At 49.6% G+C, this 23,554-nt stretch carries 20 protein-coding genes; 8 read left to right on the top strand and 12 right to left on the bottom strand.

Annotation, left to right across the window (positions count from 1 at the left end; genetic code table 11):
• The 8 genes from FQB27_RS05480 to FQB27_RS16940 form a co-directional block, all read right to left on the bottom strand.
• Positions 1-2,934 (bottom strand): site-specific DNA-methyltransferase, encoded by a 2,934-nt coding sequence (locus tag FQB27_RS05480; protein WP_169559827.1) that lies wholly within the window; start codon positions 2,932-2,934, stop codon positions 1-3.
• Positions 2,935-2,936: 2 nt separating this feature from the next.
• Positions 2,937-3,647, bottom strand: a complete 711-nt coding sequence (locus tag FQB27_RS05485; RefSeq protein WP_169559828.1) for a hypothetical protein — start codon at positions 3,645-3,647, stop codon at positions 2,937-2,939.
• A 68-nt stretch (positions 3,648-3,715) separates the two neighbouring features.
• The gene (locus FQB27_RS05490) at positions 3,716-4,633 is read right to left on the bottom strand and encodes an LAPAL motif-containing putative phage structural protein (protein WP_169559829.1); all 918 of its coding nucleotides are present in this window, start codon (positions 4,631-4,633) and stop codon (positions 3,716-3,718) included.
• On the bottom strand, positions 4,633-7,665 hold the full coding sequence (locus tag FQB27_RS05495; RefSeq protein WP_169559830.1) for a BPTD_3080 family restriction endonuclease: 3,033 nt from the start codon (positions 7,663-7,665) through the stop codon (positions 4,633-4,635). The genes FQB27_RS05490 and FQB27_RS05495 overlap by 1 nt, the downstream gene beginning before the upstream one ends.
• Positions 7,666-7,916: 251 nt before the next feature.
• Positions 7,917-8,096, bottom strand: a complete 180-nt coding sequence (locus FQB27_RS16935) for a ribbon-helix-helix protein, CopG family (protein WP_169559831.1) — start codon at positions 8,094-8,096, stop codon at positions 7,917-7,919.
• Positions 8,097-8,449: 353 nt separating this feature from the next.
• Positions 8,450-10,813 (bottom strand): toprim domain-containing protein, encoded by a 2,364-nt coding sequence (locus tag FQB27_RS05505; protein WP_169559832.1) that lies wholly within the window; start codon positions 10,811-10,813, stop codon positions 8,450-8,452.
• Complete coding sequence (locus FQB27_RS05510) at positions 10,810-11,250, bottom strand: hypothetical protein (protein WP_169559833.1); 441 nt, start codon at positions 11,248-11,250, stop codon at positions 10,810-10,812. The genes FQB27_RS05505 and FQB27_RS05510 overlap by 4 nt, the downstream gene beginning before the upstream one ends.
• A gap of 107 nt (positions 11,251-11,357) precedes the next feature.
• A complete protein-coding gene (locus FQB27_RS16940) occupies positions 11,358-11,567 on the bottom strand; it encodes a helix-turn-helix domain-containing protein (protein WP_169559834.1) in 210 nt (69 codons plus the stop codon).
• A gap of 128 nt (positions 11,568-11,695) precedes the next feature.
• Here FQB27_RS16940 and FQB27_RS05520 point away from each other — a divergent pair, with 128 nt between their 5' ends.
• Both FQB27_RS05520 and FQB27_RS05525 read left to right on the top strand, forming a co-directional pair.
• Positions 11,696-12,394: a hypothetical protein gene (locus tag FQB27_RS05520; protein WP_169559835.1), complete on the top strand. Its 699-nt coding sequence runs from the start codon at positions 11,696-11,698 to the stop codon at positions 12,392-12,394.
• On the top strand, positions 12,394-13,581 hold the full coding sequence (locus FQB27_RS05525; protein ID WP_169559836.1) for a site-specific integrase: 1,188 nt from the start codon (positions 12,394-12,396) through the stop codon (positions 13,579-13,581). The genes FQB27_RS05520 and FQB27_RS05525 overlap by 1 nt, the downstream gene beginning before the upstream one ends.
• 235 nt (positions 13,582-13,816) lie before the next feature.
• Here FQB27_RS05525 and FQB27_RS05530 read toward each other — a convergent pair whose 3' ends face one another.
• Positions 13,817-14,278, bottom strand: coding sequence for an SRPBCC family protein (locus FQB27_RS05530; RefSeq protein ID WP_169559837.1), 462 nt, complete (start codon positions 14,276-14,278; stop codon positions 13,817-13,819).
• 547 nt (positions 14,279-14,825) lie between these two features.
• On the opposite strand from FQB27_RS05530, the gene gdhA reads away from it, so the two are divergent.
• Both gdhA and FQB27_RS05540 read left to right on the top strand, forming a co-directional pair.
• Entirely contained in the window at positions 14,826-16,175 is a 1,350-nt protein-coding gene (gene gdhA, locus FQB27_RS05535) for an NADP-specific glutamate dehydrogenase (protein WP_169559838.1), read from the top strand.
• Positions 16,176-16,419: 244 nt separating this feature from the next.
• Positions 16,420-16,800: a VOC family protein gene (locus FQB27_RS05540; protein WP_169559839.1), complete on the top strand. Its 381-nt coding sequence runs from the start codon at positions 16,420-16,422 to the stop codon at positions 16,798-16,800.
• Positions 16,801-16,915: 115 nt separating this feature from the next.
• Here FQB27_RS05540 and FQB27_RS05545 read toward each other — a convergent pair whose 3' ends face one another.
• From FQB27_RS05545 to FQB27_RS05555, 3 genes are all read right to left on the bottom strand, one after another.
• Positions 16,916-17,620 carry an RES family NAD+ phosphorylase gene (locus FQB27_RS05545; protein WP_206374338.1) on the bottom strand — a complete coding sequence of 235 codons (705 nt, stop codon included), beginning with the start codon at positions 17,618-17,620 and terminating at the stop codon, positions 16,916-16,918.
• On the bottom strand, positions 17,617-18,027 hold the full coding sequence (locus tag FQB27_RS05550) for an MbcA/ParS/Xre antitoxin family protein (protein WP_169559840.1): 411 nt from the start codon (positions 18,025-18,027) through the stop codon (positions 17,617-17,619). Before FQB27_RS05550 ends, FQB27_RS05545 begins: the two co-directional genes overlap by 4 nt.
• Before the next feature lie 113 nt (positions 18,028-18,140).
• Positions 18,141-18,848, bottom strand: coding sequence for a GntR family transcriptional regulator (locus FQB27_RS05555; protein ID WP_169559841.1), 708 nt, complete (start codon positions 18,846-18,848; stop codon positions 18,141-18,143).
• Between the two features lie 203 nt (positions 18,849-19,051).
• On the opposite strand from FQB27_RS05555, the gene FQB27_RS05560 reads away from it, so the two are divergent.
• The 4 genes from FQB27_RS05560 to FQB27_RS05575 all read left to right on the top strand — a co-directional run bounded on the left by FQB27_RS05560 (position 19,052) and on the right by FQB27_RS05575 (position 23,470).
• Entirely contained in the window at positions 19,052-20,029 is a 978-nt protein-coding gene (locus FQB27_RS05560) for a Bug family tripartite tricarboxylate transporter substrate binding protein (RefSeq protein ID WP_169559842.1), read from the top strand.
• Positions 20,030-20,066: 37 nt separating this feature from the next.
• Positions 20,067-20,534 carry a tripartite tricarboxylate transporter TctB family protein gene (locus FQB27_RS05565; RefSeq protein ID WP_169559843.1) on the top strand — a complete coding sequence of 156 codons (468 nt, stop codon included), beginning with the start codon at positions 20,067-20,069 and terminating at the stop codon, positions 20,532-20,534.
• Positions 20,535-20,562: 28 nt separating this feature from the next.
• Positions 20,563-22,068, top strand: coding sequence for a tripartite tricarboxylate transporter permease (locus FQB27_RS05570; protein ID WP_169559844.1), 1,506 nt, complete (start codon positions 20,563-20,565; stop codon positions 22,066-22,068).
• Positions 22,069-22,189: 121 nt separating this feature from the next.
• Positions 22,190-23,470, top strand: coding sequence for a hypothetical protein (locus tag FQB27_RS05575; protein WP_169559845.1), 1,281 nt, complete (start codon positions 22,190-22,192; stop codon positions 23,468-23,470).
• Positions 23,471-23,554: the final 84 nt, after the last annotated feature.

Below are 23,554 nucleotides of genomic sequence, written 5' to 3' on the forward strand. Positions count from 1 at the left end.
TTACACCCCGAACACTTTCATGACTTCGTCGCCGAAGTGGTTGATGACTTTGACCGCGAAGCGGCCGGTTGCTGGGCGGTCGAAGGGGCGGGAGGTGTCGCGGTAGAGGGTCGCCCATGCCTCCGGGTCGATTTCCGCCTTCAAACTGGTTTTAAGAGCCTTGTAGGGGTCGTTGGCTCCCATGAAGTAGGCGTGGCGTACAAAGAAGCTTTCTTCGTTGTAGTCCGTATCAATGAACCACGCGGCGATATCATCTTTGCCAGAGGCTCGTACGTCACCTGTCTTGGGGTCAAACACATCAATGCCGAGGACCTCAACGACTATTTTCCCATCATCATCAAAATTCCATTCGATATCCGGCTCCCCAAAGACAACGAAGAGATTACCTGCGCCGGTGTTCTTGAGATCATCTGCCATATGTAGGTCCGGGTTCATCTTGGCTTTCAGGATGGGGAGGGGGCCTAGCTTGTTAATTTCCGATGAGTGGGCGTCGAAGTTAAAGCCGCAAGCAATCAAGACATCAAAGCGAGCATCATTGGCTTCCCGCGCGGCCGCCATAATGTTGGATCGGGAGATGGAGCCAAATTCAGGCCCAATGAAAATTGCCGCCTTTTTGGGGTTTCCATCCTGCTCATAGGTTCCAGTAGCAGCGATGTAATCTCCCGGCCAACCCTCCATCGCCGTGAAGGCAATCCGGTCTTGCTTATCGGCTTGGTGAACGCCCGCTGATTTTAGGTTTTCAAGAACCATCGTCGCAAAGTCTTGCGCGGGCGCATCTGTCCGGGGCCGATTTCCCTCAGCAGCTTCAATATCATCGATAAGCTCACTTTCATCTGCCGGGATAACTCGATGAGGGGATAAGCTTTCAACGGTGAAGGGGCCAGCCACACGGACTTTGGAGCTATCTTCATATGGGCGATCGTAGAGATATTCAACGTCAGCTTTCTGGGCGATTGACGTATCGATTTCTTTCTGCCGTTTGATCCGCACTTCCCACCATTTAGAATGGAGCTTCTTAGCTCCTTCGGACCACCCTTCGCCTTGCTCTCGGGGTATTTCCCATTCTTCCCATGATGTATCTAAAGTTGCATTCAATTCGGTGCGAAGCGGTTCAAGTACCTCCTGCCACTTATCCCAGATGACATCGATGCTGGTATCGTTGGCGATTGTCTTGAGCATGATATGCGGGGCGCGCTCATAGACAAATCCCTGGCGGATATCGTTGTGAGTAGCTATTTCAGATTGAACAACACCTGATATGTCTGCTTCTTTCTCTCGACCATCAACACTGTCAGCCAAGAAATAATAGGGATACCGAGCACCCATGATCCTAGAGCGGGCAAGGGCGAGAGCAACACGTGAAGTATCAACCGTGATCCAGCGGCGTCCCCACTGTTCAGCAACCGTGGCTGTGGTTCCGGAACCACAAGTGGGATCAAGCACAAGATCACCAGGGTCAGTCGCCATTAGGATACAGCGTTCAATTACCTTCGTGTTTGTCTGAACGACATAGATTTTATCATCTGTGAAGTTTCCCGTCCCAGTGTCAGTCCAGATATTTCCATGAACAGCAACGTCAAAATCAGTGTGGTATCTCACGTACTGAATGGAGTTCTCAGCTACGTGTATTCGTGCCGCTTTGGCCAATCGCTCCATTCCCTGCGGATAATTGGCTTTCCAATGAGAGTTTTTATCCCAAGCATCATAGGTTTTACCTCTAAATGTGAAAGGTTGACGATCCTTCGCTCTCCCTTGAGATATGATATTGTCTGGCTTGTAAGGCTTGACGTCACTTGGAACAGGGATTTCTTTACGCTTCTCAGCTGCAGTCACGCCTCTGTAAGAAAAATCATCGAACATCAGCCATCGCGCATTCCCCTGTCCTAATTCAAAAGATTTTCTATAGAACGGAGTGTGGGTACGGCAATGATCCTTATCTCGCGCATACCAAAGAACAAAATCAGACATATTACCAAGAAACTCAGCCTGGAATCCGGAAGTTGTTTGAATTGAAATAAGACTTAAAAAGTTCTTTTCACCAAAAACTTCATCCATTAAGGCGCGAACCCTATGGACGTTTTCATCTCCGATTTGCACGAATATTGAACCATTATCCATAAGTAAATCGCGCATAGCGGTCAAACGATCTCTCAAATAGGTGAGATAGCTATGCACACCGTCTTTCCATGTATCGCGGAACGCCTTAACCTGCTCTGGTTCACGTGTAACGTGGTCCATCTTTCTTTCGTCAACATCTAGGTTGCGAGTTGATACTTGCCAATTGGAATTGAACTTGATGCCATAGGGTGGATCGAAATAGATACATCGAACTTTACCACGTAGGTTTTCCCGTTCGGCTAAGCTCGCCATTACTTGCAGACCATCACCCAAAATCATCCGGTTTTGCCAATGCTGGTTGTGCTGGTAGAATTCGGTTTTGGCCTCCGGATCGATACCATTGAAGTCGCCGAACAGGTCGAACAGGTCTGGCGCGTCGGAGGTTGCCTCCTTACGGGCCTTTGTCTGTTTTTTAAGGTCCTCAATGATCGCTTTAGGATGAATTTTTTCCTGAACAAAGATTGGAGGCGCCTGAACCACAAGATCAGACCAATCCTGCTGATCTTTTCCTCGCCAAATCAGCTGAGCTTCGCCAAGCTCAACTTTGCCACCAGTTTTCAGGGTTTCGATTTGCTCATTCGTTAGCCGAAACTCCGTTCCCTTCCAGATGATCTGCGGGTCTAAATCCTCATCCCTCTCGCGCGTTTCCCCTTCCGCAAGTGGGTTAGCCCGTTTATAGGTAACCGGCTCAAACGGCTCAGCCTCTTCCATCCGCTCAGCGATAGACTGCAACTCCGCTGTTGGAATATTCTTCCGGCTCGCAGCATCATGGGTCAGGGTTTCAACTTGTTTTGGAGCTTTTGAATTACGCGCCATCTTTAACTACTTTCAGGTTCTTTTTTGAGCAGTGAATCAGCATGGCAATCACTGATGTCCTTTGCCAATTTATGAATGTTGTTTTTCAGAGATTCAGGGATCAAACTAAGAAAAATTTCGTTTTCTTGAATAAGGTTCTCTCGCCATTCCACTGAAGCACCTAAGATCATAAGGAATTTGTCGATTATTCTCTCTCCGTAGAGGTCAGAGAAATCGGTGTTTTGGATTGTTCGGTTGAGACTGCATGCGTGATTGGAAAACTTTCTTTCTGCAAGCTCTTTGTAAAAAGCTTTCATCCTGATGACAGAATTCCCTGTATTTCGACTTCTGAGCCCTAACGCTGCGAGATTATCAAACATTGTCCAGCCGTCAGGCTGAATAAACCAAATGAGTTTTGTAATGGCCGATGCTGGCAAATATTTGGAATGCCCATTTGTTTTAGCGCATTCAGCAATTTCAGCACATTTTTCCGCTCTGGCCTTTAGGGTGTCAGGCCAGCCTTGACTTATGCTATTTAACTCACTTGCAAGCCAATCTGCATGCGGGTCTTGGCCATTCTTTTTTTGTTTATCCGTGGCGCCAGTTATCCCGCGCCCAACTTCATAACGCCGAGCGATTTGACGGAGGTTTTTTCTGCTAAGTTTGTTTTCCTCACGAATTTGTTCGAAGACGATACCGTCGTAGCAGATCCACTGACGATAATGCTCAACCAAAGCCCAATATAGTAATTTCCTTTTTTCACAGACTGGCAGAGAGTCTAAAGGACTGAGTCTAGGCAAAATTAAGCCTCCCCTCTACCGGTTAAGTTGTGTTGAAGTGGTCCAGGTGAATGACTTAGAACTTTTATAACCTCATAGTGCTCGTTAACCCATGCTCCACTCATCTCATCCTTGTATTGGTATATACGAAGTATGGCTTTCAGAGAGTCGCCAGTGCCTATTACATATTCATGACTAACAAGTTTGTCGTAAAAGTCTTCGTCGAGAATGGGAGCTGAAATTTTGATTCCATCACGCCAGACGAATTGCCACTTCCTCATACCCCTTTCGAATATCGCCCTAATGATTAATAAATCGGCTTGTTCCTCTCTCTGCCTACGGCGTTCTTCTTCAGCTACAATGGTTTCTCGAACTTCCGATAGTCGTGGAAAATCTGAGCGTGGAAATTGAACAAGGGGTTCAGCATCTTGTATATTTTCTGTTATTCCAAAATCATTAATTTCTTTGTCAGCTTTTAGAACTTTAAAGGCTTTGGAAACTCGTTTTTCAATTTCAGCATTTTTTTGGATTTTTTTTCTTTGTTCTTCTGCCGTTTTAGGAAGAACTATTCTTCGATTGCCTGCTTCAACGATGTAAGAGGTGTCGTTGACAATAATATTTATCTCTACTTCTTCAGCAAAAATCTTTTCATAGATAAACGTAGCTAAAAGACTGACAGTCAATGCTTTGGGAACTCCATCTAATAGAGGAGCAACATTCTTTGTAATTGTTTTGATTTTTGTTCGGAATGAGCCTTCGCCTAGAGCATCAATATAGACTTCAATTTCGAACTCTGGATTAACAACGCGGTTGATTTCTTTTAGTGCACTGGAAAGTTCTAGTAATGAATTTGCAAATGTTTCTGCATTTATCCGGTGGAATTCCCCGCCAAAATGAAACACAAATTCATCATTGAATCTTGTTAAGTCAGTAATCTGCATTAAACAATCTCGGTAGTTCTGGAAGTTTTGAGTGCCTGTTCAATTAGTTTCCGAAACTCACTGTCAATTTCATAAACACTATCGAACTGAGAGAATGTCCATCTGCCATAAGCTCCTAGAGCATTTACGCCAGTCACCCATTTTTCTGTCATGGTTTCTTTTTTGAGCTTCACTTGCTCGTTTTTGAAACCTTTGATTTCTACGATAACGTTGAGTAGATCATCAAATCCGCGTCCGTCATCCACTTGAACAATAAAGTCAGGGATGTAGTCTCGTGCTATGTTTCCATCTTTATAGGGAACTGTGAAACCCAGTCCCTGATTTTTGACATAGGAGATCACCTTGTCATGATTTTCGGCGGCTCGGGCGAATTCAGCTTCCCAGTCACTGTCGCAAACCACGTAATTGATGTGACAGCGGCGCGGATCGGTCTCTAGAACATCTTTTGTTGTGATAAAACTTACATGGCGAGTTGATCCAACAGGGTTGTATCGGTCAATCACGGCTTTCACTTTACCCTCTGTGTCCGTCGCTCGCACAATCGCTGTGAAGACCCGTTCTGCCGCCTGTGCCGCAATAACAGGGTAACAGGTCAGCATCCAGGGCGCGGTGCTTCCTGGGCATCTCAGATACCCTTCATCAATCCATTTTCGGCAGATACTTTTGATTTGACCAAATAAGTGGATTTTGGGCTCTCCATCAGCATCGACGAAGTGCCTATTCATAACCTCTTTTGCGAGGTTCATGGCAATTGTACTGGGGCGGAGCTTTTGCACTTGCTCCAGAGTTAATGTGTGCCCTTCTCCAACAATACCTGACATGTCCGTCTGGCTGGCGCCCACAAGGTCATGCTCAATGACGTAGGAGCTGTCTTCTGTAAATGTTGCTCGCAGTCGTTCCTCAGGTAAATCTACCCTATAGCCGATGACGCGGGGGAATCGGATCTCCAGGGTTTCCCTCTCTTTTACAGCTTTCACATGCGTGGTTTTCTTCGGGGCTTTAGGTGGGGCAACAACAGGCTTAGCCGTGAAATTGAATGGGATGCCAAGAATGTCGGCATACTCGCTGTCAAACAGCCCTTCATCATTCAGGTCGTAACTCAATCTACGAAGACCGCGACCAACGACTTGCTCACAAAGCAATTGTGTGCCGAATGCACGCACTCCTAAAATATGAGTTACAGTATTTGTATCCCAGCCTTCGGTCAGCATGGACACTGAGACAACGCAGCGGATCTGTTCTCCTAATCGACCTTTTTTCCCGACAGTATTCATGACCTCTCTTAGAAGTTCTGAGTCTGAGATTTCGCTATGTTCACCCCTCTGTTTCCGCTCTCGCTTAAATTTTTCTATTTCTGGCTTAGCCATCTCCTTGAAGTTTTTGTCGAGCTCACCGCTTTCGATTTGCTTGCTATCGATGAGAAGTGTTTTTGGCTTTGCGAGTGGTTCAAGATACTGGTCAAAATTGCTGAATAGAGGCAGGTGTCCAGGACTTTTCGTAACTGGATCTCCATCTTCGTTAGGGCGCTGCCAACCAGATATCCACTCATACACCATCTTTGATGTGGTTGTGTTGTTGCAGACAACGATAAAGACGGGGGGAACGTCAATTCCCTCTCGATCCCATTGATCTGAGACCTTTTCGTAATGTCCATATAGTGATTGAAGGGCCGTTTGAAGTTTGTCGGGGATTGCTGTTGGATCAGCAGTGATGCCGCCTTTTTTGGGCATTTCTTTTCCAATGTGATCCCAGAGATTTCTGAAGATAGGCATCTCCGCACTTGGGATATTGTCGTCCACGGGAATACGAGGCAGCTTAACGATTCCACACTCAATTGCATCCATTAATGAGAAGTCACTCACTGTCCATGGGAACAATGTCCCTTCAGCCCAACCAGAGCCCGCTAAGAAGAAAGGTGTGGCAGAGAGATCGTATACGGCCTTGACGCCTAGCTTCCTTTTGAACGCTTCAATGCCGTTAATCCACAAACGTGCGGCCTTGCTATTTTCATCCGCTTCTTTTTTTGCATCTCCAGTTAGTTTTTCTTCATCGCTCTCAGGTTTTTCGCGATAGCAGTGGTGGGCTTCATCGTTGATGACAACAATGTTTTTGATACCCATGAGTTCCTTCGCCACCCTTCGAACCATCTGGCCTTCAGTTTCCTGACTTTTGATAGGTGAATGGCGCCCTTGAAGCAGTGATCTTGTCGTTTTGTTAGCATCCAGCAGTTCACGAAGCTGGAATGCGTGGTAATTGGTAATGACGATCTTTGCTTTTTGCAAATCAGGCATCATATCTTCCGGGACCAGTTCTCGACTTTGGTAGTAGCTGTCGGGATCACTTGGTTGCAGAACGCGTAGTCGATCCTTAATGGTGATGCCCGGAGCCACAATTAAAAAGCCTCGAGTAAATAGCTTACTGGTCGGCGATCTCACGGCATTAATGGTTTGCCAAGCCATAAGCATAGCCATGACGGTGGTCTTGCCTGCCCCTGTCGCCATTTTCATAGCTAGCCGCATCAAATCAGGATTTGCTCCATCATTGGCATTTTTTAGATGCGTCCAGAAGCGTTCATAAGCTTTCTTCTTTCGGGCAACTTCAGTGAGCCAAATTATGGTTTCTACGGCTTCGACTTGACAAAAGAAGGGGCGGATGTTTTCAAACTGATGGCTGCGCCAGTGTTGAAGGAGGCGAGCTGTTGCTGGAGTTACTTCCCAATCAGCAGGATTGGATATTGCGCGCCATGCTTGCAGCTGGGTGCGAATATCATTGATAATAGGCGTGGGGTTATAGACTTGTTCATCTGATGAAATCTCATCATTAGCGTGTAAATTCAAATTCGGTTGATCAGTATCCTTGTTCTTTGATCTACGTTTTTTAGGTTTGGGTACAGGTGAGAGTAGGGCTGAAGGGCGTCGCCCAATGATTGGGGCGAGATCGTTAGGTTGCCCTTCTTCATCCAGACTATGATGCAATTTTGGTTCACTATAAGGTGAATTCAAAATTGGTTTTTCAAAAAATGTTGCCCCCATAAGCACTAATCCAACTTATTCTTAATTATTTACCCTCTGGAACTAAAGGGTAATAGATTGTTGTGTGGTACGCAATCAACTATTGATGGATAAACTAAGACTTATGGCTATGCTTGTTGAGGAGTTAACTGATCATGAAGCGCCAATAAACAGGCACTCCCGGAAGTTACCAGCTTTTATTAATGGATTGAGTTCTATGAAGTAGATGGGTGCGTAGTCTGACTGTGTAGCTCCCCGCGCGCGCGTACGTGTCATGATCCGCTTTTGGTGTCGGATCTCAGTTCCTCTATTTTCTGCTCTGCCACATACATCCGGATCGCGCGCCGTATATACTCTGATTGATCCAGCCCACGCTTGACTCTCATCTCCGTCATACGGTCCAAGTCAAACTGACTAATGTTGAAGAGAATTTTCTTTGCAAATAAGCTCATTGTTTATCCTTCAAATTTTTTCGACAGAGTTTTCAAGATCTTGTAGAGCGGGATAAACTTCACCTTCCAACTGGAAATTCACGGTCTCCAATTTTATATTATAATCTTCTGATCTTATAAAAGCCAGATTAATTCGCAATAATTCACATACGGTTTTGAAGTTTATTCCTTGTTGGGATATGTTTTTAAGTATTGATTTTATTTAATTATTTTAATTTTCGATCTTTTCCCTTCATAAAAGTTCATACTTCACAGGGGTAGGTATATCGTGGGCTAGAAATGCTTTCCGTGCCTTCTATTCCATACCCTCCGTGAAGTATGAACTTTATCGAAATTGATCCCGGTGCCTGTTCTTAAGTTACAACAAATACCTGCGTTGGTTTTTTTGATTTCGCCATGGAAACCTGCTGGGATAAAATTGATCCAATTTCAATCAATTCTTCCAATATCTCATCTCGATCGCGCTTGTTCATCCGTTGGAATTTGCGAGTTATCTCGGCGCGGGTACGGCCGGCTTTGCCTGCTTGGGATATGAATTGAAGAATTTCCTTTGAGTTCTTTTCCCTTTGGCTGTCAGAAAGATTGGCTTCGAGCTTGAGGGACATGTTTTCAATGCACCACCAAACGATATCGCGAGCCCATTCAACATGATGAACCAAAATAACTGGATTTTTAGGGTCGTCGCAAATCGCACGTATCATTGCTAACTTGACGGTGTTTTCAAAAGCTCGCACCCAGAGATCTGGAAAACGTTCTTTTCCATCCAGTCTTTTTTCTTCCTGTCCGTGCACAATATCTTCCAAAGAGGTGATGGCAGATGCTTCCAGGCGCACTTTACGCAGGATTGGTTTTATTTCAGCTAGCTGACTTCCTTTAGGTACTTGCGGCTCAGGGGTGCTGAGATAAGCTTGTCTAATCCTATTGACCAAATTTTCAGGTGGATTCCTATCGATTGTATTTCTCAATGAATTGCCAAGTATGGAAGCTCTTTCATTGCCTTCAAAAACCAACATTCTATTGAGAAATCCAGATAAAACATCTCCCCCTCTCAATACATCAAACAAAGTACTGGGTGTCGTAGTACCGTATACATTTATTGAGGGGTTGTAGATGTCTTGCCTCTTTGGTCGATCCTTTTCATTGATGCCATGGATTGAATATTCAGTGCCGTTGTGAACTGATCCTGAGTCTGAATAAAATTCCATGAGATTCTTTACAAAGGTAGATTGGTAGCTGGATGCATTCCTTCCTGTTGTAGCTGCAAGATATTTTCCAAATTCATCCAGGAAGGCTATCAAAACAGGGTTTCTCCATAGCGCCGATTTCAAGGCTGCGCCGGAAGTAAATTCACCGCCTGCGATCAAGTGCCCAAGTTCTGCCTCACTTAGTATGCTTTTGATGCATTTACGCGCATGATCTTTACCTCCTCCTGAGGCAGCGACTCCAATAACAAACAGGTTTGTATGTGTGTTTGTATTTGGGAAGTTATATCGACGCCCAAATAACCCCGCAAACATCACAAGAGTTGCACCCAGTGTTAGTACCGGTTGAGGAACCAAAGCTGTTCGGTTGATCCAGTTACATACTTCTCCCATCAGCCCATCTACTTTCAGACAATGTTCTGGAAAAGGTTTGCTCCAACGATTATTAACACCTGTTTCCTCTGAGGCTTGCTCAAGTGGAAGTACCGAAAGTTGCTTCTGCACCTCTAACAATCCTTCCCGGACATGCAGGTCATTAAAGTCTGTTGGTTTCCCATTCTCATAGTTTTGAAATATAGGGAAAATGACCTGCGCTCCGGTAATTTTCTGCGCTTTCATTCTGCCAGGATTCCCGTCTGTCCAGCAATCATCGTCACCAGCAATATGTATCACCTGCCCAGGATGCTTTTTCTGAACATTCTCATGCACGGGCTTCAGGTTGTTGGCATTAAATGCAGCATAGACCTCACCACCAGTAGCTTCTGCTATTGAGGCACCAGTAGCGTATCCCTCACAGATATAAATCCCCTTTTCTGTGTCTCCGCATATTTGGAAGCAGCCTCCCTTAGTTCGTCCACCTTTCAGGAATCTTTTTGAGCCATCCTGATCAATATACTGCACTGAGATGATTTCCCCATCTTCAGAACAGATGACTGGAACAACAAGGCTGTCTTCAACTTGCACGATACCGAAGGGTTTGATTTGTTTCCGGACTAGATATGGGTGATCCACATCGGCTGGACGCCCAGATGCAATGATCCCTTCAGCTTCAACTGCCACCAACTCGTTGCTGGCAAGTCTCTCCTTCTCTTGTGCTTCCCGAGCTTCAGAAATTTTCGCTTCAATATGATCGATCTGCGCTGAGGTCATTTCTGTTCTGGATTTACTTGTCCATATCACCTTCTCGGGATTTCCTCTCCAAGATCCGAATACACCCAGAGCGAATGTTTGAGTTGGGTCGTCGCTATCAGGATATTCAAAATAGATATACCAGCCAGACTTCTGACACTTCTTATCTCCTGGAGCCTGTAATCTTTGAATTTTATCTCTGACAATCACGCTTGGAGTTTCTGTGAAGCCATAGGAGTGCATTTCCTCAATGAAGCGAAATTCGATTGGCGGCTGATAAGTTTTTGCGGCAGTCTTCTTTCCAGCACGTTTATCAATATATGCATACAGATGTGCATGGAAAGGTTCCTTAAACATTTTCGAAGGATTGTTTTGATCAGATTTCATTTCAATCCTCCTAAGCTAAAGCGGTAATTGATTGGGTGCCGGATTGAATTTGCCTTAAGCGTGAGACATCGCATTGAAACTATGATACAGTCATTGGCGAATTCCTTCGTAGAGGGAAACGTAAATTGATCGGGACAGCCTTCTGTTGCAGCAGAGGGCTGTTCTACTTTCTGGCGGGTATTTTGCTGATGAAACTCTGAGAGCCAGTCTTTAAATCGTTCCGGCATCTCGTCCAACTGCACCTTGGCTTCAGATGTTGGCGTAAAAGCCTTGCGGCGCATGCACAGAAGCAAATTGGTTTTTGTGCTGCCAATGTATGACACCGGGTGCCAAACCCACTGTGCATGCCTTTTTCGCAGCCTGCAGATCATCCATTGAAGTTCGTCAGCCTTTAAAGCCCAGCCGTTGGCAAGTGGGATAAAAAAATCTTCAGTCATTTTTTCCTTCAAAAATTTTTGAGAGGGAGAGGTAATTCAAAGGGGGGACGGGGGCTAAATAGCAGGGGTCCCCCCCCCATTGCGATTTCGGCAATTTGTTTCGCCCCTCACTCAATTTTATTGAGTGTTGATGTGGAAATCTGTGCTGGGGGATTGTTGAGCAATTCCATGAGGGGCTCTTTGGGAATAAGGATTCTGCGCCCGATCCGTATAGACGGGATCTTTCCTGATTTGACTGCATGATAGGCAGCACTTTTGCCAATGCCGAGTATATTACCGGCTTCCTGGACTGTTACAGTTATCCGTTCTGTAGACATATTGTACCTTTCCTTTGAAACTATAATGTGGACACATGAATATTAAACGGTATAAATGAAACCATAACAACCCAACTTAACAATTATTACGGTTACATTTGGGTAACGGCGATTTAGGAGGGTGAGATTTGATTGAGTTTAGATGGCGACTTGACCAAGGGGGGTATCAGGTCGTGGTCCGGAAAGGTGAGCTTGGCCTTTTTTCAGGACAGGAGCCTTATAGCGGCGAAGTTCGCTGGTTGATGCAAGTTGGAGGACCTGAAAAGGAGTATCAACCGTTGGGCAATGGAATTGCAGTTCACCGGAAGCTGGCAGAGCTGAATGAAAATGATAGTGGAGAGAATGACGTACTAAGCTTTTGTAATGAATTTGGTTTGTTGAGTCATGACTGGCCAGACAGTAAACATCCGGGTGAAATGTTTCCATTTGGATTAAAGATTGATCCAAAGTTGGGTGTTCAACCCAACCGGCAAGCAATGAGACTAGACAAGTTCTGGTATTTGCAAGAGCCAGTTAGGGTTGCTGTCAAATGTTTGGATGAGGGAGATAAATTTGGTGCGGCAAGTGTCTTTAACCATCAAGCAGTAACGCAGCAAGCTTGGTTGCAGTATCATAGACTAAGTGGAAAGTTTGAAAAACAATTTATCCCTGTAGATTTGATTTCTGCAGTATGGATGCAGGTGGAACAGGAAATCTCCGGTCAGCGGAACTGGAAGCGTTGTCAAAATTGCCAAACATGGTTTCTCCCCCAAACCAAACGCGCTGTTTATTGCAGAAAAGCCTGCAAGGTTGCATGGCATAGAAAGCAAAAGAAGGGAGAAGTGTAATGGCGATCAGCAAAAGAACATGGACCACAAAAAAGGGAGAAAAGAGGTCGGCTTGGGAAGCTTCTTATACAGACAAAACCGGGAAGCGGCGTAGAAAACAGTTTGATCGAAAGAAAGAAGCAGAGAGCTGGATGATTAAAGTGCAGTCGGAGCTTGCTGCAGGATTGCATACGCCAGAAAGTCAAAGTATCTCGGTCAAGGAAGCAGCTCAAATCTGGCTTCAGGCATGTGCGAGGGGGCGTGATGGTAGGGATGCTGTGGAACGCCATACACTCCGGTCATATGAGAGCCATGTAAGGTTGCATATCAACCCCTTGCTGGGCGAAAGGCTCTTAAGCAGTTTGACGGCGCCTGAAGTTTCAGCCTTTCGGGATCGGCTTTTGGACGCGGTCTCGCGATCAATGGCGAAGAAGGTAGTATCCTCTTTAAAGGCAATCCTGACGGAAGCCCAGAAGCGGGGGCTGGTTTCTCAGAATGTTGCTCAGACAGTCAGCGTTTCAACAGCATCTCGTCATAAGAAGCGTGTCGAAATCCCCAGTAAGGCGGAAGTTCGGGAAGCACTTCATATGGCCCAAGAGTTAAGGGATGATCATCAATCCCACATATCTAAAGCTTGGCGTCGATATTACCCGTTTCTCCAAATGGCTGTGTCAACGGGTATGAGAGCCTCTGAGCTTCGTGGACTTTATTGGTCGCATATTGATATGGGCAAGGGTGTAGTCACAATATGTCAGCGTGCTGATGAAGACGGTATAATTGGTCCGGTTAAAAGTGGAGCAGGGCGCAGAGCCATTCGAATTTCACCCGCCCTGGTTAAGGTTCTACGAGAATGGAAACTGAATTGTCCTCCTGGCGATCTTGTGTTTCCGAACTTTCAGGGGAAAGTGGAAAATCACGCAAATATGCGTAACCGGTGCTGGTACTCATTGAGTAAGCGTTGTGGCTTGTTAAAACCGGTGGAAGGAAAGCAAGGGCAGAGAATGGTCGCAAAATACAACTTCCATGCATTGCGTCACTTCCATGCGTCCATGTTGATCGCTTCCGGCGCAACGCCCAAAGAGGTTCAGGTGGAAATGGGGCATAGCTCAATACAGGTGACCTTTGATGTTTACGGGCATTTATTCCCTGAAAATGATGCTGAAAGAACTGCCCGGGCGGCTGCTATGGATGCCGAGATTTTTGCCTGATTGCCGCATATATGCCGCACATTAAAATTAAGATATTGATTTTATTGAATTAAATTCGGAATCATAATCCGCGTGTCGGGGGTTCAAGTCCCTCCTACGCTACCACATTTTCCAAAAACATAATAAGTTTTAAAAGACATATGCGGGGTAAGGCATCTTCCCTGTAAGTTGTTGACAGGTATGGCGCGAAGGGGGTTTGCGCCATACCGTGTTGGATGTGTTTCTTTGATCGGGGTTAGGCGGGGCGGCCTTCGATGTTGTTCTTGATGTTGAGCAGGGAGGCGGCGGCTTCCTCGTCGATGGCGGCGATCATGTTGTCGGTGATGGGCTTGGGCCGTGACGGGTTGATCAGGGTGCGGGTGAATTTTGTTTGCTCGCCGATCGCCTCGACGTCATAGCGGACGATGATGGTGCCGATAAAGGGGGTGTGGGTCTCGCCGATCCAGAGTGCGCCGGGGGTGCAGTCTGTTACTTTCCAGTCGAGGACCGCTTCGCCGGTCTTGGTATGCCAGAATTCCCTGAAGGTATCGCCCTTTCGAAGCGGGCGATCCTCGCTTTCGATCTGGTGCGAGGCGAAAATCCATTCCGGCCATGAATTGGGGTTGCAGACATAATCCAGAACCGTATCCGGTGTTGCCGTGATCAGGATGTCGTGGCTTCGTTCAAAATGGTTGGGGGATTGGTTGGTGTTGGTCATGGCAAGCCTCCGGTCTTCTGGCGATGTTGATGATTGTTTTTGAGGCCAGAAGGATCGGCTCAGGCTATGGCAGGCGGTGGGGCGCGTCAAGCATGCTCGTATCAGGGGCAAAGAGGCGGCTTTTTCCTTGATTTTCGGCACCCTCAAGATGTTGGGTTTTATGGACATCCATAAATCGTGCAGGCGGGATGTCCCTCTCCAATTCCGGGTGTGGTTTTTAATCTCTGAAAAGTTGATTTTCGCCTGTAGAAAATATTGTGCAATGCGGTAAGTCGTGGCAGTATCAGAAGGAATAGGCGATGGGCTGAATTGGCAGCAGTAGATTTTCCATTGATTCAATGTGAAAATTTCACTAAAAACGCTGCCAAGTGACGTCATTTGCAACTCAGCAACGCCATCTCATAAGAATAACGAAATTCAACAAGAATAAACAAACGATGAGCCAAACTTGCACTTTTTATGAGCCGGGATCTTCCTCTGCTCACTTTAACTTTATGTCCATTTCGAATGACGACGGACAGGCACCTATTTCCCTGAAAGATGAACGATGAATTCTATTGATGAAAAATTACAACCGATCCTGAGTACTGTCCTGCATCGAAATGCCGGGGAGAAAGAATTCCATCAGGCCGTCCACGAAGTATTGGAAAGCCTGGGTCGGGTCGTCTCGAAGCACCCTGAATATGCCGATGAAGCGCTGATTGAGCGGATTTGTGAGCCGGAGCGCCAGATTATCTTCCGGGTGCCGTGGATCGATGACCGGGGGGATGTTCAGATCAACCGCGGTTTCCGGGTACAGTTCAACTCGGCGCTTGGCCCATACAAGGGCGGCATCCGCTTCCACCCGTCCGTCAATGTGGGGATCATCAAGTTCCTCGGTTTTGAACAGACCTTCAAGAACGCCCTGACCGGTCTGCCGATCGGCGGCGGCAAGGGCGGGTCCGACTTTAACCCGCGGGGCCGTTCCGATCGCGAAATCATGCGTTTCTGCCAGTCCTTTATGACCGAACTGCACCGTCATATCGGTGAGTATATCGACGTTCCGGCCGGTGATATCGGTGTTGGCGGGCGTGAAATCGGTTACATGTTCGGCATGTACAAGCGCCTGACCAACCGCTACGAGGCGGGTGTCCTGACCGGCAAGGGGCTTTCTTTCGGTGGTTCACGGGCCCGGAAAGAGGCAACCGGTTTCGGTAGCTCCTATTTCGTTCAGCGCATGCTGGAAACACGCGGAAACAGCTTCGAAGGCAAGCGTTGCGTCGTTTCCGGTTCCGGTAACGTGGCGATCTACGCGATGGAAAAAATTCTGTCCTTTGGCGGTATCGTGGTGGCCTGCTCTGATTCCGACGGGTATATCGTTGACGAGAATGGCATTGACCTTGATCTGGTCAAGGAAATCAAGGAAGTACGCCGCGAACGTATTTCCGAATATGCCCGCCTGAAGGGGGCTGGAACCCACTATATCAAGGGCGGGTCGATCTGGGATGTCGCTTGTGACGTTGCCATGCCTTCTGCAACCCAGAACGAACTGACGGGTTCTGACGCGACCACACTGGTCAAGAACGGTGTCATCGCCGTGGGTGAGGGTGCCAACATGCCTTGTACGCCGGAAGCGGTTCGCATTTTCCGGGATGCAGGCGTCCTGTTTGCACCGGGTAAGGCTGCCAATGCAGGGGGTGTTGCCACATCTGCGCTGGAAATGCAGCAGAATGCGAGCCGGGATAGCTGGTCCTTCGAAAAGACAGAGCAGCGTCTGGCCGTGATCATGCACAACATCCATGACACCTGCGCCGAGACCGCAGAGGAATATGGCGCCCCGGGCGACTATGTTCTGGGTGCGAACGTGGCTGGTTTTGTCCGCGTGGCAGAAGCCATGCGTGCCATGGGCGTTATCTGATCCAAAAGGCCCCGGGATGGCGGTATGACTGTCGTTCCGGGCGCACGATAGAGCGGGTATTCCCGCGACGAAATCCCGGCTTTGCCGGGATTTTTTGTTTGGGCCGAAACCGGGGGGCTTCAGCCGTTGGTTGAAAAATATTGACGCCTTTTATCTTTCTTCTCAAAAAGTTCGTATTCTGTGAATTCCCGGATTATCATGTTTTCCGAAGACCTCAGTCGATAACAAATAATAGGGAATACACATGTTTAGTCATATTATGGTCGGGGCGGATGATGTGGAAAAGGCAAAGGCCTTTTACGACGCAATCCTTGGCGAGTTGGGTCACAAGCCCGGTGTGATGGACGAAAAGGGCCGGTGTTTCTATTTCACCAAGGAAGGTATTTTCTCGATCACAAAGCCGATCAACGGGGAGCCTGCCTGCCACGGGAATGGCAGCACAATCGGTTTTGCAGCGGAAAACGCGGATGCGGCCGACCGGTGGCATGCGGCCGGTCTCGCCCATGGCGGAACCACCTGTGAAGATCCTCCGGGTGTTCGGGAAGGCGCCAAGCTGAACCTGTACCTTGCCTATCTGCGGGACCCGTCCGGCAATAAAATCTGTGCCATGCACCGTATGGGGTAAGCCTTTCGGGCTTGCTCATATTCCCCGAAAGGGGGCGTAGTTTACGCTTCCCGGCGTTCAACACCGAATTGTCGGGAGGCGGTTTTCTGTCAAAGGTCGGATCAGACCGGATGGATCAGAATGTTTCAATGACCGGAGTGGGGGAGCCATCCCATTCAAAGCGCCAGCCATCTCCCTGCCTGATATTCTGGACAAGATTGGTTCGAAAGGCGACAAGGCACCGTCCGCCCTTGCGCCGGATGGAGGGATAAAGAAGGCCGGAAGCCCCCTCAGCCCGAAGGCTGGCGGCCAGATGCTGCCCGGCGGGGTAACCAACCGCCGGATCAGGGGTAAGCGCTGGATGGGCGCCCGCCTTTTGCAGGGTATGAAATTGCCCGGTGAAGCCCGCGATCAGTTCGCGGTAAGCGGTTATATTCTCATAAATTCCGGTATTATGCAGCTCCCGCCCCAGATGAAAGGCCACCTCGGCCTTGGCCGTTTCAAGGGCATCCTTGCCATGGGCAGCGTACCATGCGCCGCGCTCCGGCCCATTAAAGCGGTTCCCCGTTGTGCGCGTATAGCAGAATGCCGCATTCACATAGCTGTAGCCGTATCCGTGCGCCTCGGTCAGGAGTTCGGTCTTGTGAACGCCGGAGGGCAGGGGGATAACCTCGTTCTGGCGGCCGGATGTCAGGCGCTCGAATTCCTCCAGAAATGCGAGGTCGTCGCCTGTATCGACAAGCGGGGCCATGGCCGGCTCCTGAATATAGGCTTGCGGGATAAGCCGGATGGTGTCCGGGGCTGTAAAGGCTTCCGTTGGCAGGGGCGCGTCAAGGTTCACAGGCCGCCCCGCAGGGCATCAATATGCTGCCGCACAAAAACAAGCGCCGGAATGCCCCGTGTCATATAGTCAAGCGGAGTCAGGCCATTGAACAGGGGACCGGTATTGGGTTGTTTAACCCAGCCATGGGTGAGGGGGCCGTTGAACAGCAGGCGGAGCCCCTTGAAAATGCCGATAATCAGGCTGGCACGGGTCGCCTTGTCCCGGTCCAGATTGCCCTGAAAGGTGCCCTTTTTCATGCGGTTCCAGGTGGCAACCGGAACGTCCAACAGGGCCGCTGCCTCGTCATTGGTCAGGTTCCAGTGGTCCGCTGTTCTGACCAGGGCCTTGACGATTACGGCGATTTGGTCGCGGTTGGAAATCGGCTGGATCGCGCCGGTCAGTTCATTATGGAGTGCCGCATTCATGCTGATCTATCCGTGAGATGATTACATATGGTGTAATATTTTATATCATATGATAATTATTTTATCAAATGCAATGATCCCGGTCAGGCCTGATGAAGCTGGAACGCCTCCGGTTACAGGGCGGCCTTCAACTGCTGGCTTTTCGCCCTTTGCTGGAAAGAGGTCTGCAAATGGGTCTGGAAGGAATGACGGATATGATCCTGCGCGGCCTCGTCGGCGGCATCGGGATCGCGATTGCGGATGGCTTCCACAATGCGCCGGTGTTCTTCATGCAGTTTTTCCGCCCGTCCTTCGGGGATGTATTTGACCCCCCGCAGCAGGGCCATGGAATCGGACAGGGCGCCAAATGCTTTTATAAGGAATCTGTTATGCGCTCCGTGGTATATTGCGTGGTGCAGTTCCCAATTGATCTGGTTGAGTTCCCGCAGATCGTTTGTGGCCTCGTAACTTTTTTCCAGAATGAATTCCATGGCCTGAACTTCGGCCTCAGACGCGTGTTGAGCGGCAAAGCGGGCGGCGATTCCTTCAAGTTGTTGGCGTAAGGCATAGAGTTCGGCCACTTCCTGCGGGTCCAGTTCGGCAACAACGGCGCCGCGCTGGGCTTCAAAGATCAACCGGCCTTCGGATTGCAGGCGGCGGAATGCCTCGCGAACCGGGGTGCGGCTGACGTCGAGGCTCTTGGTGATCTCTGTTTCGCGAATCCGTTCGCCGGGGTGGTATTTCCCCTCCCGAATTGCCTGAAGAACCTCCTGATAGACAAACTCGCTCAGGGAAACTGTGGCGTTCCGACTGCTTTCAGGTTTGCTTTTTCTTTCGGCCATACCGTGTTCGATCCCTACTAAGTATTTGTGTTGTTGGAATAAAATTACGTTAGAAGCGGGAGAAATGCAACTACTTGACTGGATTGTTCTGTTTTGTATACATTTAAGTACATTGACATCCAAGTCAACAGGTGAACGGCGACCCAAGGGTTTCCATTCTGTTCAATGCAACAACGATCACCCAAAACAGGAGGTTCAACTTCATGATCGGAAAAATCAGGTTTGCGGCGCTTGCCATGACGGCAGCACTGACACTTCCCTTCCTTCAGGCCGCTACGGCCACTGCCGGTGAGTACCCGGAAAAACCCGTTTCCATGATTGTCGCGTATTCCCCGGGGGGCGGGACGGATACTGCCGCACGGGTTATTGCGAAATACGTACAGCCGCATCTGGGCCAGCGTCTGATCATTCAGAACAAGCCGGGTGCCGGTGGCCAGATTGGCTTTACCGAACTGGCCCGGTCCCAGCCGGACGGTTACAAGATCGGTTTCATCAATATTCCGTCCATTTTCATGGTGAAAATGCTGCGGGAAAACGTTCCTTACGAAATGTCCGACTTTGAGGCCATTGCCAACATCCAGCTTGATCCGGTTATGCTGGTGGTCAAGGCGGACAGCCCGCTGAAGACATTCCAGGATTTCCTCGACGCGGCCAAGAAAGCGCCGGGTGAAGTCAATGTGGGCGGTGACGGTCCGCAGTCCAACAACCAGCTTCAGGTCGTCGTTGCCGAAGACAAACTGGGCGTTGACGTGAACTTCGTTTCATTTGACGGTTCCGGTCCGGCCATTACCGCTACCCTTGGTGATCAGGTTGTGGCTGCGGTTCCCTCCGCAAGTTCCGCAACAACACATATCCTGAACGGTCGCCTGCGGGCCTTGGCCGTTTTCTCTGAAAAACGGTACAAGTATCTCCCGGATGTTCCGACGATCAAGGAAGCCTCTGGCGTTGATGTTCCGGGCATTGGTGCTTCCATGCGCGGTATCGCGGTTCCGAAGGGTGTCTCCCCGGAACAGAAGAAGGTTCTGGAAGCTGCGTTCGCAAAAGTAATGGAAGACCCGGAATTCCTGGCACATGCCGAGAAAATGGGCCTGCCGCTGGATTACATGAACGGCGCGGATTTCGACGCCTACATCCAGTCTGCGGCTGAGGCTGTCGAAGCCTATATTCCGTTGCTCAAGTAACGCCACCCTAACCAGATAGCAGAGAGGAATTATTCCAATGCGACAAATTTCGTTGGACCGGGCATTCGCCCTTCTTGTGGTCGTTGTAGCTCTGGCCAGTGGCCTGGCAGCATTCGGGTACTCGGTGGAATCTTCGTACTTCCCGCGTCTCCTCTCTGCCTTTTTGGTGGTGGTTGCCGGGATGCTGCTGTTCCGGCTTGCCCGGACAAAAGCAGATGCCGGGACCGAGGATGACGAGGCACGGGCGCTGGAGCGAGAGGAGCAGAAAGAGCAAATCCGTTCTGCCCTGCTCGTGTTCGGGGCGATCGCGGCCTATATCGGCGCAATTCATATCGTCAATTACGAGATTGCCACTGTCCTGTTTGTATCGATTTTTATTCGGTACCTGGGATATCGCAATCTGCTTGTTACGGGGATTGCCGCCGTTGCCCTCACGGCCCTGCTGTACGGGGTGTTCTTCGAGTTTCTTGCGGTTGCCCGGCCTGAAAGCCTGTTCTTCAGCTAAGGCCGGCGAAACCGCCAGAGGATAATGTATGTTTGAAAATATTTTAATAGGCCTGTCGTCCCTCAGTGATCCCATCATGCTGGCGGCGATTGCGGCCGGTGTTTTTGGCGGGGTGCTGATTGGCATTCTGCCGGGCCTGACCAGCACCATGGGCGTTGCCCTGCTTATTCCCGTTACTTTTTCAATGCCGCCGCAGGTGGGGCTCGCCATGTTGGGCGGTATCTATCTTGCCTCTACCTATAGCGGGGCGATCAGTGCCGTATTGCTGAATATTCCCGGGACACCGGCGGCTGTCGCAACCCTGCTGGACGGGCATCCCATGTCCCGCCGCGGACAGTCCACACGGGCCCTTGCTCTTGCCACATTCGGCTCCAGCATCGGTGGTTTGCTAAGCGTCGTTGCCTTGCTGTTCATTGCACCGCCACTGGCGGAATTCTCCCTGCGTTTCGGATCGCCGGAATATTTCCTGCTGGCGGTTTTCGGGATTACCGTTATTGCCTCGCTTTCTGCCGGGGCCATGGAAAAAGGGATCATTGCGGGCGCTCTTGGCCTGCTGCTGAGCACCATCGGCAACCATCCGCTGACCGGCGAGATGCGCTTCACCATGGACCTGCCATCCCTCTATGACGGTATTCCGCTGGTGGTGTCCCTGATCGGCCTGTATTCCGTGCCGGAAGTCATTTCCATGATTTCAAAGCGCAAGCAGTCCAACAAGCCTGTCTTCAATGCGGATAAAACCAACCCGATGGCGTTCATGCCGGAAATGTTCAAGCAGAAGGTCAATGTTCTGCGCTCCAGCCTGATCGGGATTATTGTCGGTATCATTCCCGGTGTGGGATGCAGTGTGGGCGGCTTCCTTGCCTATGACGCGGCGAAACGCTCTTCCAAGAAACCCGAAGAGTTCGGAAACGGCTCTCCTGAAGGGGTGGTTGCCAGTGAAACCTCCAACAATGCGGTTACGGGCGGAACCCTTATTCCGCTGCTGACCCTTGGCGTTCCCGGAAATCCGGTGACGGCGGTTCTGCTTGGCGGCATCATGATCCACGGGCTGCGTCCCGGACCGGACCTGTTCACCCTGAATGCAGACATTACCTATGGCTTTATCCTCAGTCTGTTCGTTGCCAACCTTCTGTTTGTTCCTGTCGGGTTGTTCGTTGCGAAATACTGTGTCCGGGTTATCCAGATCCCGCGGTCCATTCTGGCACCGTCCATTCTGGCACTGGCGGCAATTGGTTCCTACTCGATCCGGGGATCACTGGACGACGTGGTGATCATGCTGTTCGTCGGGGCTATTGGTTTCCTGCTGCAGTTCTTCTCCGTGCCGCGGGCACCGCTGGTTCTTGGTCTTGTTCTGGGCACACTGGCCGAAGGGGAACTGGCCCGTTCACTGGCGCTGGTCCATGGCGATCTTGGCGCGTTTGCCGCGCAGCTTGTGACCCGTCCGATCTCTGCCGTGATCCTGCTGCTGTGCTGCTATGCGCTGTATCAGGGCATCGTGCAGCACCGGAAAAACTCAAAAATGCTGGACGAATAATTCCTTTCGGGGGCCGGACTTCTGTCTGGTCCCCGGTCGGTGTCCGCACCTTTTAGAAAAGGCCGTCCGGGCAAAGCGCCGGGGCCTGTTCCTGTTAAATTCAGTATTGGAAAGAAATGCGATGTCTTCAGTCAACGCAATCAAGCATTATTGTCCGATCCGTCGTGTCGGTTCAGGCGAACTGCACCACTTCTTTGGCTATTACAACAAGAATGTCTGGGATCGGTCCGGGCGTTACTTCCTGTCCAACCGGGTGCCGGTGATGACACAGGACCTGACCGGCAAGGAAGTTGCCGAGGTTGGGTATTTCGACCTGCAGGACGGGGATACCTATCACCCGATCGGAACGACAACCACATGGAACTGGCAGATGGGCTGCCAGTTGCAGTGGCTGGAAGGGGAAGAAGACCGGCAGATCATCTATAACAGCCGCGCTGAAAATGGTGAGGGAACGGTTTACCCCGATTTCTGCTCCACCGTCTTTAATGTGGAAACCGGCGAAGAGCGGAAACTGCCCCTGCCGGTGTATGTTGTCGCGCCGAACAGCACTTATGCTCTTTGTGTCAACTATTCCCGTTTTCAGGTGACCCACCGCACCATCGGATACAGTGCCACCCATCAGGAACCGGCGCTGCCGCTGGCCCCGGCCGATGACGGCATTCACCGGATGGACATCAAGACAGGCGAAAGCGAACTGATCATCAGCCTTGAAGATCTTCGGAACTTCCAGCCGGTCCCGTCCATGGACAAGGCAATCCATTGGGTCACCCATCTGGAAATCAACCCGAGTTCCAGCCGCTTCCTGTTCATCCATCGCTGGACAGAACGGGTCGAGGACGAGTTCTGCTTCCTGCACCGCCTGTTCACCATGAACCCGGATGGCAGCGATCTGCGCCTTCTGGAATGCACGGATCACCCGATCCCGCAGTTGATGGAAGATTTTGACCCGGATGCCCTTGGCACGTTCGATTACGAAAAATCCGAATATCAGATTTCCCATCCGGTCTGGAAGGACGATAGCGCTGTCATCGTCTGGGGGCCGCATAAAGGCAGCATCCATTATCACCTGTATGATGACGCTACCGGCGAGGCCGAAGTGGTTGGTGCCGATTGTCTGACTGAAAATGGTCACATGACCTATTCCACGGACGGGCGCTGGCTGCTGTCAGATACCTATCCAGACGATCAGACCAACGAGCGGTTCCTGATCCTCTACGATACGGTTGAGGGCAAGCGCTACAATATCGGTAGCTTCTATACGGACCCCAATCTTGGCAAGGAAAACCGCTGTGACCTGCATCCGCGCTGGAGCCCGGATTGCAAGGAGGTCTGCATGGATTCCGTTCATGAACATATGCGTCAGCGCTACATCATTGATGTGCGTGAACTTGTCGGGAACTGATCAATCCCGAACCGAAAAGAAAAAGGGGGGCTTCGGCCTCCCTTTTTTGTTGGGCCGGACAATAGCGGGCGATCCTGATTGTAT

The organism is Sneathiella chinensis (genome assembly GCF_012720115.1).
GTDB classification, from domain to species: domain Bacteria; phylum Pseudomonadota; class Alphaproteobacteria; order Sneathiellales; family Sneathiellaceae; genus Sneathiella; species Sneathiella chinensis.